The organism is Bifidobacterium sp. (assembly GCF_050874245.1).
GTDB lineage: Bacteria > Actinomycetota > Actinomycetes > Actinomycetales > Bifidobacteriaceae > Bifidobacterium.
In genome coordinates, this window is the sequence record NZ_JBNMKH010000007.1 from 19,602 (window position 1) to 35,680 (window position 16,079).

General features: G+C 61.9%; 13 protein-coding genes, 1 tRNA gene and 1 pseudogene. 3 read left to right on the forward strand and 12 right to left on the reverse strand.

Annotated features, from left to right (window positions below; translation table 11 throughout):
• Window positions 1-15 precede the first annotated feature (15 nt).
• A complete protein-coding gene (locus ACR0P8_RS01570; protein ID WP_432623036.1) occupies window positions 16-852 on the forward strand; it encodes an ABC transporter substrate-binding protein in 837 nt (278 codons plus the stop codon).
• 108 nt (window positions 853-960) lie between these two features.
• On the opposite strand, the gene ribF is transcribed toward ACR0P8_RS01570, so the two are convergent.
• The 5 genes from ribF to nusA all read right to left on the reverse strand — a co-directional run bounded on the left by ribF (window position 961) and on the right by nusA (window position 7,973).
• A complete protein-coding gene (ribF, locus tag ACR0P8_RS01575) occupies window positions 961-2,178 on the reverse strand; it encodes a bifunctional riboflavin kinase/FMN adenylyltransferase (protein WP_432623038.1) in 1,218 nt (405 codons plus the stop codon).
• Window positions 2,179-2,256: 78 nt separating this feature from the next.
• Window positions 2,257-3,315, reverse strand: a complete 1,059-nt coding sequence (truB, locus tag ACR0P8_RS01580) for a tRNA pseudouridine(55) synthase TruB (RefSeq protein ID WP_432623040.1) — start codon at window positions 3,313-3,315, stop codon at window positions 2,257-2,259.
• On the reverse strand, window positions 3,302-3,805 hold the full coding sequence (rbfA, locus tag ACR0P8_RS01585) for a 30S ribosome-binding factor RbfA (RefSeq protein ID WP_432623042.1): 504 nt from the start codon (window positions 3,803-3,805) through the stop codon (window positions 3,302-3,304). The genes truB and rbfA overlap by 14 nt, the downstream gene beginning before the upstream one ends.
• 110 nt (window positions 3,806-3,915) lie before the next feature.
• Window positions 3,916-6,708 carry a translation initiation factor IF-2 gene (infB, locus tag ACR0P8_RS01590; RefSeq protein WP_432623044.1) on the reverse strand — a complete coding sequence of 931 codons (2,793 nt, stop codon included), beginning with the start codon at window positions 6,706-6,708 and terminating at the stop codon, window positions 3,916-3,918.
• A gap of 212 nt (window positions 6,709-6,920) precedes the next feature.
• Window positions 6,921-7,973, reverse strand: coding sequence for a transcription termination factor NusA (nusA, locus tag ACR0P8_RS01595; protein ID WP_432623046.1), 1,053 nt, complete (start codon window positions 7,971-7,973; stop codon window positions 6,921-6,923).
• A 77-nt stretch (window positions 7,974-8,050) separates the two neighbouring features.
• Here nusA and ACR0P8_RS01600 point away from each other — a divergent pair, with 77 nt between their 5' ends.
• Together ACR0P8_RS01600 and ACR0P8_RS01605 are read left to right on the forward strand one after the other, a co-directional pair.
• The gene (locus tag ACR0P8_RS01600) at window positions 8,051-8,917 is read left to right on the forward strand and encodes a hypothetical protein (protein ID WP_432623048.1); all 867 of its coding nucleotides are present in this window, start codon (window positions 8,051-8,053) and stop codon (window positions 8,915-8,917) included.
• Between the two features lie 129 nt (window positions 8,918-9,046).
• Window positions 9,047-9,132, forward strand: a tRNA-Ser gene (locus ACR0P8_RS01605).
• 112 nt (window positions 9,133-9,244) lie between these two features.
• Here the strand turns inward: ACR0P8_RS01605 and ACR0P8_RS01610 are convergent.
• The 7 genes and pseudogenes from ACR0P8_RS01610 to rpsM all read right to left on the reverse strand — a co-directional run bounded on the left by ACR0P8_RS01610 (window position 9,245) and on the right by rpsM (window position 16,009).
• On the reverse strand, window positions 9,245-10,045 hold the full coding sequence (locus tag ACR0P8_RS01610; RefSeq protein ID WP_432623050.1) for a transglutaminase family protein: 801 nt from the start codon (window positions 10,043-10,045) through the stop codon (window positions 9,245-9,247).
• Window positions 10,046-10,084: 39 nt separating this feature from the next.
• Window positions 10,085-12,266 (reverse strand): annotated as a pseudogene (locus ACR0P8_RS01615) (circularly permuted type 2 ATP-grasp protein).
• Window positions 12,267-12,466: 200 nt separating this feature from the next.
• Window positions 12,467-13,387, reverse strand: a complete 921-nt coding sequence (gene truA / locus ACR0P8_RS01620; RefSeq protein WP_432623052.1) for a tRNA pseudouridine(38-40) synthase TruA — start codon at window positions 13,385-13,387, stop codon at window positions 12,467-12,469.
• Between the two features lie 96 nt (window positions 13,388-13,483).
• On the reverse strand, window positions 13,484-13,981 hold the full coding sequence (rplQ, locus tag ACR0P8_RS01625; RefSeq protein ID WP_432623054.1) for a 50S ribosomal protein L17: 498 nt from the start codon (window positions 13,979-13,981) through the stop codon (window positions 13,484-13,486).
• 88 nt (window positions 13,982-14,069) lie between these two features.
• Window positions 14,070-15,068, reverse strand: coding sequence for a DNA-directed RNA polymerase subunit alpha (locus ACR0P8_RS01630; RefSeq protein WP_003808143.1), 999 nt, complete (start codon window positions 15,066-15,068; stop codon window positions 14,070-14,072).
• Window positions 15,069-15,148: 80 nt separating this feature from the next.
• Window positions 15,149-15,547 (reverse strand): 30S ribosomal protein S11, encoded by a 399-nt coding sequence (rpsK, locus tag ACR0P8_RS01635; RefSeq protein ID WP_003808141.1) that lies wholly within the window; start codon window positions 15,545-15,547, stop codon window positions 15,149-15,151.
• Between the two features lie 84 nt (window positions 15,548-15,631).
• A complete protein-coding gene (gene rpsM, locus ACR0P8_RS01640; RefSeq protein WP_026641530.1) occupies window positions 15,632-16,009 on the reverse strand; it encodes a 30S ribosomal protein S13 in 378 nt (125 codons plus the stop codon).
• Between the last annotated feature and the right edge of the window lie 70 nt (window positions 16,010-16,079).

Consider the following 16,079-nt stretch of genomic DNA (forward strand, 5'->3'; position numbering starts at 1 on the left):
AAATCGAGGTTTCCATTGTCCCGTTCACCACGTTTCCTTCGTCTGACAGCCGCGTTGCTGACCGTTGCCGCGCTGGCCGGCACCAGCGCCTGCGGTTCCGGCTCCTCCGACCAATCCGCCCAGGACACGGTCACCGCAGACACGCTCACGGTCGCCACCGGAGAGCCGGCCTATGAGCCGTGGGTGATCGACAACAAGCCGGAAAGCGGCAAGGGGTACGAATCGGCCCTGATTTACGCCATAGCGGACAAGCTCGGCTATTCCAAGAAGCAGGTCACGTGGAAACGCACCACGTTCGACGCCGCCATCGCTCCTGGAACCAAGGATTGGGATCTCAACATCCAGCAGTTCTCCATCACCGACCAGCGCAAGAAGGCCGTCGACTTCTCCCCGAGCTACTACAATCCGACGCAGTCCATCGTGGTGCGTGGCGATTCGAAGTACGCGTCGGCCACGTCCCTGAGCGATTTCAAGGGCGCCACGATCGGAGCCATGGTCGGCACCACTTCCTATGACTACGCCAAGCAGAAGCTCAGCTCCGACGTGCAGACCTTCAACGACAATGCGACGCTGGCCCAGGCGCTGGACGCCGACCAGATCGACGCACTGGTCATGGACACTCCGGCCGCGGTCAACGTGGCGACATCCTCGCAGGTGAAGAACGGCAAGGTCGTCGGCCAGATTCCGGGGTCCGAGGACAAGCAGGGCATGGGCATCGTGCTGCCAAAGGATTCGCCGCTGACGTCGAAGGTCTCCAAGGCCCTCAACGAGCTGAAGAAGGACGGCACGCTGAAGAAGCTGCAGAACACCTGGCTGAAGGCGTACACCACGGATATTCCGACGTTGAAGTAACGGTTCCGCGCTTATAGACATGCATGAAAAAATGTGCCGGATGGCGATGACGTCATCCGGCACATTTTTTAAATTTCGCGCGATTCAGGATTCGCGCGATACTGGCTTTCACGCGGTGAGGCGCTTCGTCTCCTCAACGTTGCGCTTCAGCTCGGCGACAAGGTCGTCGGCCGAATCGAATCTGATCTGCGGGCGCAGGAATCCTACGAATTCCACACGTGCCTGATGACCGTACAGGTCCAGCCAATCGTCGGTGATGGCGTAGGCTTCGACCACTCGTTGCGCGTCGCCGTTCTCGTTGAATGTGGGTTTGGTGCCGATGGAGATGGCGGCAGGCCAACGATACGGCGACTGCGTGGCCAGGCGCGCGTTCACCGAGGACGAGTCATACTGCTGGGATACGCCGTCCGCCGGCTTCTCTTCGGCTTCGGCCGGCTTCTCCCCCAAATCGACCAGCCATCCGGCGTACACGCCGTCCACCGGCAGGTATCCCTCCACGTTCTCGCTGAGATTGGCGGTGGGGAATCCGATGGTGCGGCCGCGTTCCTCGCCATGCACCACGGTTCCCTCCACGGCATGCGCGTGTCCGAGAATCGTGTCAGCGTCCTTGATACGCCCCTGCCCCAGCAGATAACGTACATTAGTGGAGCTCCACACGCGGACCGCCTTGGCCTGGTGCTTCTTGCTCCATGCGCGGCGCTCGGCCTTCGTGGCGCCTTTCAGCGGATCGGAAGGCTCGCCGGGCTCCGACGGCATGACGGGCTTGGCGTTGACGGGCACACGGGTCTCCCCCGGCCCCAGATCGTTCACGACATCCAGCTGGAACACGCCAGTGGCGAGCGCGAGATTCTCGATGGCCTTCACGTTCCCCGCGCGTTCCGCGCCCATGGCCGCGTCGGCACCGAGCACCAGCGTGCGCATGCCAAGCTTGCCGACCAGCTGGCCGAGGAAGAAACGGTACGATTTCGCTGCAAACGCCATCGTGTAGCGCACGATGAGCGTGTAGTCCACGCCGATGGCGTCGATGGCGCGTAGACGCTCGTCCACGCTGGTCAGCGCTTCGGTGTCGCGCGCACCAGCTTCCGGATCCTGGCCGTCATGCTGGGCCGCATACGCATGCGCCATTGCTGGACGTGGATCGAACAGCACCACCACGGAGAACGCCTTCTCCTGCTCGGCGAGTTCGGCCACACGGCGGATGACCGCCTGATGGCCCTGATGCATGCCGTCGAACGAGCCGACGGTCACCACGGATTTCTTGTCATTGCTCAGGGTTGGCCAATCCACCATGCCGTTGGCATCGGGGGTAAGCGTGATCGTTTTCATATGTCCTTCTTGTTGTGGTTTGTCTCTGTCTGTCGATCCGCCGGTCCCGTCATATGACGGTTTGGGCCGGCCCATGGTTCAGTTGAATACCGCGACCGGCTTGGCTTCGCCTTTTTTTGCCCGTTCTACGATTGCGACCAAATCGTTGGTTTCGGGAACGTACGCCGCCATGGTTCCGCGGATGTCCCTGGCGATTCGGCGGCCGAACCGCAGGTCCGCCGCCTCCCGTTCGTACACTGGCAGCATATCCATGGAGGCGGCGGCGCTGGCGACCAGATCGAGCGCATAGTCGACCGCATGATCGGCGTCGTCGAGCACCGCGCGGTTGCGTGTCACTTCGACGCCGTCGCGGTTGATGAAGGTTTTGGATTCCGTGTGCGCGGTCATGACGTTCGGCGCGTCCACCGAGAAACGTCCGACGCGGATGCGCCGCAGCATCGTCAGATGGCCTCCGAGGCCGAGCTCCTCGCCCAAATCGCGACCCAGCGCACGGATATAGGTTCCCGCCGAGCAGGCCACCCGCACGTCGATTTCCATAACCGGTTGCATGTCTGGTTCAGCCGAACCGGCATTCCAAGCTTCGTCCGGGGAAATATCGGCCGCGACGGCAAGCGGAGCTCCCGCGCGTGCGGACGATGCATAGCCGTAACGCACGGCGGAGACATGGAATTCCGAGATGGTCACCGGACGGGCCTTGAGGTCCACGTCCTTGCCTTCGCGGGCCAGATCGTACGCGCGCTGGCCGTTGATTTTGATGGCCGAATAGGAGTTCGGCACTTGTTCGATACGCCCGGTGAAATGTTCGGCGATCGTCGCTTCGATGACCTGTCGGGACGGGAATTCGATCGCAGTCCGTTCCGTCGGCAGCAGTTCGCCGTCCGCATCGTCCGTGTCGGTGCGCTGGCCGAGCCTGATGGTGGCCAGGTACGTCTTATCGTGGTCCACGATGTAGTTGAGTAGACGGGTGGCATTGCCGAAACCGACCACCAACACACCGGTGGCCATCGGATCGAGCGTGCCGGCATGGCCGACACGCTTCATGTGCAGCGCTCCCCGCACGGCAGCGACGACATCATGGCTGGTGACGCCACGCGGCTTGTCGATGACCAGCAGACCGGAGATGTCAGGCTTCGTCATCGTCCCAATCCTCGACCTCGACGTCATCGTCATCGTCGAAATCGCGATCGTCGGATTCGTCGTCATGCTTATACGGGTCGGCGTCGCCGGCATACTGCGCGTTGGCTCGCGCCTTGGCGAGCTCCTCGTCACGCTTGCGTGCCAGCGCAAGGATATCCTCGATCTCGTGCGCCTCTCCCGGCACCTCGTCGAAGATGAATTCCAGCTGCGGGGTGAGACGCAGACCGGCCTTGGTGCCCACCAGGGAGCGCAGACGTCCCTTCGCCTGGTTCAGAGCCTGCTGTGCGCGGCGGCGTTCGCCCTGCTCGTGCCCCTCATGGCCAAGCTGGGTCCAGTAGACCTTCGCGATCTGCAGATCGTTGGTGACGCGCACCTCGGTGATGGTCACGTTGGCGAGGCGCTTGTCATGCAGTTGCGCCTCCATGGAGGATGCGATCACGCGCTGGATCAGCGCCGCGATGCGCGCGGCGCGGGGATTGGTTCCTGCCATTGGTTTCCTTTGATGAAAGTTCGTGTTGTATCACGGAACGCCCGCAGTCGTGAACCGGCTGTGGGCGTTCCTTTTTTATGTCTTATCGTTCCGGGGAACGAAGCGTTCGACTACTTGCGTTCGATCTCGCGCATCTCGAAGGTCTCGATGATGTCGCCGATCTCGATGTCGTTGAAGGAACCGAGGTTGATGCCCGCCTCGTAGCCTTCCTTGACGGACTGCACATCGTCCTTGAAACGACGCAGCGAGGAGATCTCGAGGTCGTTGACGGTGGCGATGCCGTTGCGCAGGATACGGCACTTCGTACCGCGCTTGACTTCGCCGTCCTGGACCATGACGCCGGCGATGTTGCCGAACTTGGAGGAGCGGAAGATCTCGCGAATCTCGGAATGGGAGGTGACGACCTCTTCGAATTCCGGCTTGAGCATGCCCTTGAGGGATGCCTCGATATCCTCGATGGCCTTGTAGATGACCGAGTAGTACTTGATCTCCACGCCTTCGCGCTCGGCCAGATCGGCCACCTGGCGGTTCGGACGGACGTTGAAGCCGATGATGACGGCCTTGTCCACGGTTGCCAGGTTGACATCGTTCTGGGTGATGGCGCCGACGCCGCGGTGAATCACCTGGATGCCAACCTCGTCGGACACCTCGATCTTCATCAAGGAATCTTCCAGCGCCTCGACGGAGCCGGAGGAATCGCCCTTGATGACGATGTTGAGCATGTCCACCTCGGACTTGGCGAACTGTTCCTTGAGGCTTTCGAGCGAAACGACCTTGCGACGCTTGGCCAGCTGGGCAGCACGTTCGGTGGCCTGACGCTTTTCGGCAATCTGACGGGCGGTGCGGTCGTCGGAGGCCACCAGGAAGAGGTCGCCTGCGGTCGGCACGGAGGTCAGACCCAGCACCTGCACAGGAGTGGACGGACCAGCTTCCTTCATGTGCTTTCCGTTCTCGTCAAGCATGGCGCGAACACGGCCATAGGAAGTGCCGGCCACGATAGCGTCGCCGATATGGAGGGTACCGGACTGCACCAGCACCGTGGCCACAGCGCCGCGACCCTTGTCGAGTCGGGCTTCGACGGTAGCACCGCGGGCGTCCATATCCGGATTGGCGCGCAGGTCGAGTTCCGCGTCGGCGGTGAGCAGCACCGCTTCGAGCAGCTTGTCGACGTTGGTACCCTGCTTCGCGGAGATATCGACGAACATGGTGTTGCCGCCGTACTCCTCCGGGACCAGACCGTATTCGGTGAGCTGTCCGCGGACCTTCTCCGGGTTCGCGCCCTGCTTATCGATCTTGTTGACGGCCACCACGATCGGCACATGCGCGGCCTGCGCATGGTTGATGGCTTCCACGGTCTGCGGCATCACACCGTCGTCGGCGGCGACCACGAGGATCGCGACGTCGGTGAGTTCGGCGCCACGGGCACGCATGGCGGTGAAGGCTTCGTGGCCCGGGGTGTCGAGGAACGTGATCTTGCGCGGTTCGCCCTCGAGGTTGACGGTCACCTGGTATGCGCCGATGCGCTGGGTGATGCCGCCGGCCTCGCCTTCGATGACGTTGGTGCGGCGGATGGTGTCCAGCAGTCGGGTCTTACCATGGTCGACATGGCCCATGACGGTAACGACCGGCGGACGCGGCTTCAGGTCCTCGTCCTCCTGCAGTTCCTCTTCATCAAGGTTGATGTCGAACTGCTGCAGCAGCTCCTTGTCCTCCTCTTCGGCGGACACGATCTTGATGTTCCAGCCGATCTCCTCGCCGAGGATCTGGAAGGTGGCCTCATCCAAGGACTGGGTGGCCGTGGCCATCTCGCCGAGATGGAACAGCACGGTGACCAGAGCCGCCGGATTGACGTTGATCTTCTCGGCCAAGTCGGCAAGGGACGCGCCCTGACGCAGACGGACTTCCTGTCCGTTGCCGGTCGGGATGCGCACGCCGCCGATGACCGGAGCCTTCATCTCCTGGAATTCATGACGCTTCGCCAGACGGTTCTTACGGGCCTTCGAGGACTTGCCTCCCTGGCGTCCGAACGCGCCGGCCGCGCCGCCACGTCCACGTCCGCCACGTGCCGGACCGTTGCTAGGGGCGCTGTTGCCGCCCTGGAATCCACCGCCGTTGCCGCCGAAACGGTTGCCGCCGGCAGGACGCTGACCGCCCTGACCCGGACGATGCTGTCCCCACTGTCCCGGCTTCGCGCCACCCTGACCCGGACGGCCGCCACGGAATCCGCCGCGCTGGCCCGGACGGCCGCCGCGACGTCCCTCGCCATTGTTGACGGTCGGACGGTTCATCGGATGCGGACGCGGGATATCACCCGGAGTCGGGGTGTGCATGCCCTGCTTGCGGCTGAACGGGTTGTTGCCCGGACGCGGTCCCGGAGCGTGCGGCTTCGCGCCGTTGGCGCCATTGCCGCCCTGCGGGGCGTTGCCACGCTGGGAACGAGGTCCCGGAACGGCCGAAGGACGACCGGACTGGTGGCGTTCTCCTCCCTGCGGACGCGGGGAGTTGCCATTGTTGCGATTGCCGTGCTGACGGGATTCGCCCGGACGCGGGGCGCGCTGGCCCGGCTTCGGCGCTTCGGACCTGGAACCGGGACGATGCGGTTTCGGCGCAACCGGAGCGGACGGTTTCGGCGTACCCGCCGCAGCGCCCGGACGCGGTGCGGAATGGGAAGCGGAATGGGAAGGCTGCGGAGCCGGCTTCCTGGCCGGCGCGGACTTCTTGGATTCGGATGCGTTGCCCTGTCCGTTGGATGCGAATGCGGCTTTCAGCCTACGTGCGACAGGGGGTTCAACGGTGGACGATGCGGACTTCACGAATTCGCCCATCGCCTCAAGTTTGTTCAAAACGGTTTTGCTATCGACGCCAAGTTGCTTGGCAAGTTCATATACGCGTGCTTTCGGCACTCAATTCTCCTATCCCGGGCCGCGCGCATACGGGCGCGACCGCTACTGATTCACGGCGAGCTTGTTCCTTCTCATCGTGCAACCATGTTCGTGATACCTCGTCTTTTCCCTGGGCGCAACGGCTTGGCCGACGCGCTTTGGACTGTCGAGTCCAGCATACTCAAGCCCGTGGATTGTACACCCACGGGCTTGTTGGTTGCTGGAAGTGTTGTTTATTCCGCGGTTTCGGCGTCGGAATGATCCGCCTGCTCCGTCATCTTCCTGGCATGCGCCTCGGCGGATTCGATGCCGATCTTCCAACCGGTCAGCTTGGCGGCGAGACGCGCGTTCTGTCCTTCCTTGCCGATGGCGAGGGACAGCTGGTCATCATGGATGAAGGCGATCGCGGTCTTGTTCTTCTCGCTGATCACCTGCACGCCGGTGGCGACCGCCGGGGACAGCGCCGCGGCAACGAATTTCGCCGGATCCGCGGACCAATCGACGATGTCGATCTTCTCGGGGCCGAGGTTCTCCATGACGGCGCGCACGCGAGCTCCACCGGGACCGATCAGAGCGCCCTTCGGATTGACGCCTTCGGTGTTGGCCCGGACGGCGATCTTAGTGCGGGCGCCGGCCTCACGCGCGATGGCCATGATCGAAACCGCGCCGGAGACCAGCTCCGGAACCTCACGTTCGAACAGGCGGCGGACCAGTTCCGGATGGGAGCGGGACACCACGATCTCCGGTCCCTTCAGGCCTCGCGCCACGTTCACCACGTACACGCGGATACGCTCGCCATGGCGGTAGCGTTCGCCCGGCACCTGCTCACGACGCGGCAGCAACGCCTCGACATCGCCGACCGCCACATGCACGTTGGACGTGTCCTTGACATCCTGCTGGACGATGCCGGTGATGAGCTTGCCCTTCTGTCCGGAGAACGCGCCGAACACCTTGTCATCCTCAGCCTTGCGGAACAGCTGGCTGATCACCTGACGTGCGGTCGCAGCGGCCAGACGGCCGAAATCATGCGGGGTGTCGTCATATTCCTCGCCCAAGGTCGGCGCGGGATGCGGATTGTCCTCAGTCGGTTCGCCAGGAATCTCGTCCTGGGCCCAGACGGTGAAGCTTCCGGCGCGCGGATCGAGTTCCACGCGGGCGTGCTTCGCGGCGTGAGGTGTTTTCAGATATGCCAGTCGCAATGCTTCCGAGAGTGCGGCATCCAGCGTCTCGGGATCGATTCCCTGCCCAGCGGCGAGCTGGTGCATTCCTGCCAGGTCCAGTTCCATACTTCCAAGACCTCCTGTATGAAGTTATTCCGAGCGCATGGCCCAATGGTCACAGTCGGATATTATTCTAATGATTCATGCAGACACGTGCCCCTTCCCCTCGTCCGGTTCTTTCCATTGCGAAACGCGTCTGCGCGACCCTCTGCGTCGGACTCGCGCTGTCATCGCTGACGGCCTGCTCCATGCCGCGGATCGCAGGCAAGGACGAGGCCGAACAGCAGCAGAGCCCCTGCGAAAAAGCGTATCTTGACGCCTCCGGAAACGACACCATCGCACTTGACCAACGGCAACCCATCATCCGCCGGCATTTCGCGGCGCATCAGGCAATCTCGTCATGGACGGATACCGCCGCATACTGCCCGTCCCGTTTCGCCGACGGCACATTGCGCAGCGCAAGGGCACGGCACATCGCACGCACGCTGGCCGACCGGCTGTCGATCGCCGTCGACCCGATCACGTTGTCCCGATTCGACGACATCGAATCGCTCGACGTCGATTCCGCGTCGCTTGATGCGATGGCCAAGGCCGAGGACAAGGCCGGATTCGCGATGACGCTGTTCGCCGCACGTTCCATCGGCCACGCGACCCTCGACATCGCGGACCGGCACAAGACGACGTCGCAACGGCTCGCCTCGTTCTCCGGCGACGCCGACGACCGCGGGAAAACGTACGACACGACCAGCCTGCTCGCCAATCCCGGCACGATTGTCGATCCGGCGACCGGCCTTTTGGCCCCCACCGACGCCACCATCGAAATGAACTGCGCGCGCGGCGAGATCGCCGCGATCGAGAAAAGCTCCAATGCCGCGGAATCGCAATCGACGAACGCAAGGGAGCAGTCCCTCGGCGTGCTTGCCGGGCTGATCGCGGACCGTGTCGAATTGGCGCTCGACTGGGGCTATCCGTCCTTCGACGGGGCGCTGTTCGAAGAGGACGCGCAATGAAAGGCAAAGAGGAACGCATCATGACGCATAACGTGACACGCCTGAAATTCCGCCATCCAAGCCCAATCGATTTGACAATCGCCGATGCTGTGGCAGAATAGTCAAGTTGCTTGTTTTCAGGCAACGAATGGATAAGTGTCCGAGCGGTCTAAGGAGCACGCCTCGAAAGCGTGTGAGGGCGAACCCCTCCGCGAGTTCGAATCTCGCCTTATCCGCAAGCAATAAAGGTTGGAACAATGGCGTTCCAGCCTTTTTTGTTTATCGCCTTGCGCATGATAGGACAATCGCGTGCCACGGGTAGTCGCGCCCTCACCCGTACACGCCTGCCTACGCGTCCCGTTCGTGCACGGAGGCGTTCACCCACTGGCTCTGCCGCACATCGCATCCGGAGAAGATGCCGATGTCAAGCATGCAGTCGCGGTAGTCACGGCCGTGGGCGATGGTGATGTAGTTGTCGTCGACCATGCGGTTATGCGTCGGGTCCAAACCAATCCAGCGCCCGTCATAGTAGACCTCCACCCATGCGTGCGTGGCGCCTTCGCCGCACAGCAGGCCCGCGATGTACCGCGCGGCGAGACCGACATGGCGGCAGACCGCCAGCATGACGTGCGCGTAGTCCTGGCATACGCCTTTGCGCTGTGCGAACGCCTCCTCGGCGGTGGTGCGGATGGTGGTGGATGCCGGCGTGTAGGCGAACGCACGGTACACTTCGTCCATCACCACTTTGGCCTGGTCGATGGGAGTGCTGTCGGACGGCAAGGTCCCGATACGCGCTTTGCATATGTCGATCAGCCGTTCGATGGCGGGTCCCGGCACCGTCAAGGCCGAATTGAACCGGTACAGCGGCTTGAATATCTCGGATTTGATATGCGCGTTGTCCACGAAGGCGATGCCCGTCACCGAATAATTGAACATGGTGTGTGGTTCGGGGATGAACCCGGTCATCACCACGGAATCGAAGGAATCGATGGTGGTTTCAAGTTCCGTTTCCGGTTCGAGCTTGACGGCCACGTCGATCACCTGCTGGCGCGGACCGGTCGCCGGAATGCAACGCAACTGAAAACGATGGTCGGTCACAGGCGAGCTGAACGAAAGTTTCATCTCATAATCGAACGCCAGTTTCTTCACATCGTCTCCTCAACGGTATCGCCGATTCCCCAGGAAATGTCAGATGCGCGCCGCATCCATATCCATGGTATTCAGCATGCCGAGATCCTTCAGGCCCTTTGTTGAAATGCGGCCATCGAAATCGTCAAGCAGCACGCCGAGCTTTTCGGCGAGCGCGCCATATCCTCGCTGCGGCAACTGCCCGACCAGCCAACGCAATCCTTCGGCGAAGCATTGCGGCACGGGCAGTCCCTGCAGGGGCATGAGGTATTTGGCCAGCTTGGTCAGCGGCGCCTTGAGCTCGTCCATACGGTATCCGAAGCGCGTGTACAGGTCGAGACGCTCTATATATTTGCCTACGAAGATGAAGGATTTCAATGTCGGATCAACCGGCGAATCCTCCACTCCTCCCCAGAATGCGAGCATGTTGTCCGCGATGTCGCGATGTTTGAAGATATCGGCATCCGCGCCGGTGCATTCCGACGCCTCCACAATGGAGCCCATGGCCAGCTCCACCTGCTGCAACGAACGTGAACCGAGTTCCGGACGGAGAATCACCGCGTTGTTGAACGCGTAGACGATGGCGCTGCGCACGGAATCCGGATTGCTCTCGTCATAAAGGAAACTGTGGATGAACGCGTCGAAGTCCTCGAAATCCTCCGGCAGGTCGAGCGCGCGTGCGAACGGTCGGAACGCGTCCACATCCGTATCCATTACGCGGTCGTAGAACGGGAAGAACTGGCTCAACGTGGTGAACACGCGTTCCGTGTACCGGCCAAGCCAGAACAGGTTGTCCGCCTTGGAGGCCGTGACGAGCGCCAACGAATGCTTGCGCGATTGCTCAAGCACGTGCACGCTTTCCGAGCCCGGAGCGCAATCGTGCTCCACTCCGGAATCCTTGGCCAGCACCCACGTGTCCTTGAAGCCGCCGCCCTGCGACGAGTTGACGATCATCTGGCCCGGCACCGATGAATAACGCGTCAGTCCCGAATACCACACATGCGTGTTCTTGCCGGTCACCACGAATGTGCGGAGGTCGCATTTGCGCGGCTCCAGCTCGCCGGTCTCGGGATTGGCCACGTCGATGTCCCTGAATTGGATGACCTCCTGCGCTATGAACCGCCGGGGGTTCGGCCTTGATGCGGTCGGCGAGCTCCTCGCGTTGCCGGGCATCGAGCGACGATACGAAGACCACGCCGTAGCCACCCGCCTCGGCGACGTCCTTGATGACGAGTTCGCCGAGCCGATCGAGCACCTCTCTGCGATCCTGTTCGAACATCGGCATGTAGGTCGGCGCGTTGTGCAGGATCGGCTCCTCGTCGAGATAATACCGGATCATGTCCGGCACGAAATAGTAGATGGCCTTGTCGTCCGCCGCCCCGTTGCCCGGAGCGTTGACGATCGCCACATTGCCGGATCGGTAGGCGGACAGTATTCCCGGCACGCCGATCACGGAATCCGGATTGAACGCGAACGGGTCGAGGTATTCGTCGGACAGTCTGCGGTAGACCACGCCGACACGATGCCGTTTGCCCGAATAATCAAGGAAGTACAGCTTGTTGTCCACCACTTCCAGGTCTTCGGGGAACGCCAGCGCGGCACCCGTCTTCTCCGCCAGGTACGCATGCTCGAAGAACGCCGAATTGTATCGGCCCGGCGTCAGTACGACGGCGATGCCGTCGGTGGAGACGAAATCCATGGATTTGCGCAGCAGACGCGGATAATCGCGATTGTCGCGCACATGCACGTTGCGGAACAGGCTCGGCGTGATCCTGCGTTCGATGTCACGTGCGAACAGCGGGTAGCTGGCGCCCGACGGGATGCGCAGGTTGTCCTCCAGCACCCACCATCGTCCGTCCTGTCCCTGCACCAGATCCTCTCCGGCGATGTGGGCGAATATGCCGCCGGGAGGCATCACGCCGTTGACCTGCGGAAAATATCCGGAGGACGTGTACACGTATTCCTCCGGCACGACGCCGTCCTTGATGGCCCGCTTGTCGGAATAGATGTCTCGAAGATAGGCGTTCAACGCGTCGACGCGCTGCTTCAAGCCGGCTTCCATCCCATCGAATTCGTCCGATTCGATGATGCGGGGAATCGGATCGTACGGGAACAGCCGGTCATGGTATGTGCCGTTCTGGTAGATGCCGAAGCGTACTCCGTTACGGCTCAGCTCGCGGTTGATGGCTTCCCTGCGCCCCACCAATTCCGTGGCCAGCTTACGTGCGGCGGATTCGATCATCGTTCCACGCTCCTCTTCCCCCGTGCCTGCGCGGCGCATGCATGCCGTCGCGGCTCTCGCTGTGATAGAAGAGAACGTATAGGCCCACGGTTACCGGAAAGCGCAACGCATTGTTACGGCAATGTCTCGGTTATGGATTTGTTCGTTCGCCGTAACCCCATCGTGACATATCCCGCCGCATATCCCGTCACACGTACCAATCACAGCGTGCGTTTGGCGCGAATCGCCTCCGCCCGCACGGCGAGCTGGTCGTCGGCCGGATATTCGATATGTTCCAGAGTCAGCCCCTGCGGCGCGATCGGGCCTGTGGAACCTTCCCGCAATGGTGTGGCCATCTTTCCCGCGAACCAATCGAGCGAACGCTTGCCGATGCCGACCTGCACGCAGCCGTTGACGAGCGACCTGACCATATTGCGCGCAAAGGCGTCCGCGACGATCGTGAAGCAGACAAGTTCCGATTCCGCCGCCGGCGTGCGGTAGCGCTCCCCCATCGTCATGCCGTCATCGATCAGAGGACGCTGGGGAATGCGGCGCCAATACGCGGTCTTCACCTCGCGTATGGTGGTGCCTCCCGGATTGGGGGTTGCGAACGAGCCGAAATCGTGCAGGCCGATTGTCACCGCCGCGGCCTCGTTCATGGCTTCGATGTTGAGCTCGTTGTCGACGTGCAGGACGAAGTTCCTGGTACGAGGGTCAACTTCGTTGTTGCTGTCGGCGATGCGATACACATACGTGCGTTCCAGCGCAGAGAAACGCGCGTCGAATCCGTCGGGGGCTTCGGAAATGGCATGTATCGAGATGTCGTCCGGCAGCATGCGACGCAGCCGTCGGGTCAGCGCGGTGATGGGCGGCACATCCATATGCCCGACGCAGCGCGCCAGCACGTCCTCGTCGACGTCGAGATGGCATACCTGATGCGATGCGTGCACGCCCGTGTCGGTCCGACCGGCCACGGTCAGACGCAGCGGCTCGTCAGTATCATTCTCCGGCACGCGGAGCACGGTGTGCAGCGTTCGTTCGATCTCCCCCTGCACGGTGCGTATTTCGGGTTGTTTCGCCCATCCATAGAAATGGGTGCCGTCGTATGCCAAGTCGATGCGTAATCTCACGGCATCGAGCATAGCAAACGGCTGTCATAGCGGTACGTATACGAAAAGCGCATACAAAAAGGCCAGGGACCTTTCGATCCCCGGCCTTCAATCAGCCAGAATAGTGACTCACTCGGCCTTTTCGGCAGTGGTCTCCTCGGCGGCGGCTTCCGGAGCCTCAGCAGCCGGCGCTTCAGCGGCCGGAGCTTCTGCAGCGGCGACCTTGGTCGCGGCTTCGGCTTCCTTCACCACGGCCTGCTTCGGGCTCACCGGCTCGGTGACGAGCTCGATGATGGCTGCCGGAGCGGCATCGCCGCGACGCGGAGCGATCTTGACGATGCGGGTGTAGCCGCCTTCGCGCTGCTCCATCTGCTCGGCGATCTCGGTGAACAGCTTGTGCACGACGGACTTGTTGCGGATGACGCGCATCACGCGACGACGGTTGTGCAGATCACCACGCTTGGCGAGCGTGATCAGACGCTCGGCCAGCGGACGAAGACGCTTGGCCTTCGGCAGGGTGGTGGTGATACGGCCGTTCTGGAACAGGCTGGTGGCCATGTTCGCGAGCATAAGACGCTCATGAGCCGGGCTGGAGGCCAGACGCGGACCCTTCTTTGGTGTAGGCATTGTTTCTCCTTGAAAGCCCCGTCGGATTCAGGTGGGCAATCGCCCGAACATCCGAATCCAACGAAGCGGTTAGGTCAAAAGTGGCGAATCACTCGTCTTCCGGCGAGAAGAAGGTGCCACCTTCGAGGTTGTTGGTATCGAAGTTGCCCAACGGGGAAGCCTTGAGGGCGAGACCCAGAGACTGGAGCTTCTCCTTGACTTCGTCGATGGACTTCATACCGAAATTGCGGATGTCGAGCAGATCCTGCTCGGTGTGGGCGACCAGCTCACCGATCGTGTGGATGCCTTCGCGCTTCAGGCAGTTGTAGCTGCGCTGGGTGAGGTTCAGATCCTCGATCGGAATGTTCATCTCCGGGTTGGTTTCCTCTGCTACCGGAGCAGGGCCAACCTCGACGCCTTCCGCCTGGGTGTTGAGCTCACGGCACAGACCGAAGAGCTCCACCAAGGTGGATCCTGCGGATGCGACCGCATCGCGCGGGGAGATTGCCGGCTTGGTCTCCACGTCCAGGATGAGCTTGTCGAAGTCAGTGCGCTGTTCGACGCGCGTGGCTTCCACACGATAGCTCACCTTGAGCACCGGGGAGTAAATCGAGTCGACCGGAATACGGCCGATCTCGGCATTATCCTGCTTGTTCATCTGGGCGGGCACATAACCGCGGCCACGTTCGACGGTGAACTCGATCTCGAGCTCGCCATCCTCCGCGAGGGTTGCGATATGCATGTCCGGATTGGCGATGGTGACGCCGGCCGGCGGGGTGATATCACCCGCGGTGGCCTCGCCCTTGCCGCTCTTGCGCAGATACATGACAACCGGCTCATCGTATTCGCTGGTGAGCACGATGCCCTTGATGTTCAGCAGGATCTCGGTAACGTCCTCTTCAACACCCGGCAGAGTGGTGAACTCATGCGGGACGCCGGAGATACGCACCGAAGTCACAGCCGCTCCCGGAATGGAGCTCAGGAGGGTGCGGCGCAGCGAGTTGCCAAGCGTATAGCCGAAACCAGGCTCAAGAGGCTCGATGGTGAAGCGGGAACGCTGAGGGTTGAGAGATTCCTCGGTAAGTGTCGGACGCTGTGCGATAAGCACTGTGGTTATCCTTTCAGCTTCAGGCCGGTGGTGCACTCACCGGCCATAAGCGGCGTTGGATTGATGATTTCTTCTAGTGCTCAGACGCGACGGCGCTTCGGAGGACGAACGCCGTTGTGTGCCTGCGGGGTGACGTCGGTGATGGAACCGACTTCGAGTCCGGCGGACTGCAGGGAACGGATAGCGGTCTCACGACCGGAACCCGGGCCCTTCACGAACACGTCGACCTTCTTGAGACCGTGCTCCATAGCCTTGCGGGCTGCGGATTCAGCGGCCATGCCAGCGGCGTACGGCGTGGACTTACGGGAGCCCTTGAAACCGACATCGCCACCGGACGCCCAGGACACGACAGCGCCGGACGGGTCGGTGATCGAAATAATGGTGTTGTTGAAAGTGGACTTGATGTGCGCCTGCCCAACCGGGACCGACTTGCGGTCGCGGCGACGCGGCTTGCGCGCGGCTTGCTTTTGAGCTGCCATTGACCCTCGTTTCCTAATAACGAATTTGCTTTGATGTCCAGACGATGGAACTCACGTCCCGTGGCCCGGACTGCCAACCACCGATTACTTGGTGGCCTTCTTCTTTCCGGCGACCGTGCGCTTCGGGCCCTTGCGGGTACGAGCATTGGTCTTGGTGCGCTGACCGCGCACAGGAAGTCCCTTACGGTGACGCTGGCCTTGATAGCAGTTGATCTGAATCTTACGACGGATGTCCGCATCGATTTCACGACGCAGATCGCCCTCGATCTTGTAATTGCCTTCGAGGTAATCACGCAGCGTGATCAGCTGCTCATCCGTCAGATCCTTGACGCGAGTATCCGGGTTGATACCGGTCGCGGCAAGCGTTTCCTTAGCGCGAGTGCGACCCACACCAAAGATGTAGGTGAGGGCGATCTCGATGCGCTTCTCATTGGGGATGTCGACTCCGGCAAGACGTGCCATTGCGATTCCTTCTGTTTTCCGCAGGTCTTGCACCGAGTCGTCCGGTTTCCCGGCCCGGGCCTGCGTACCC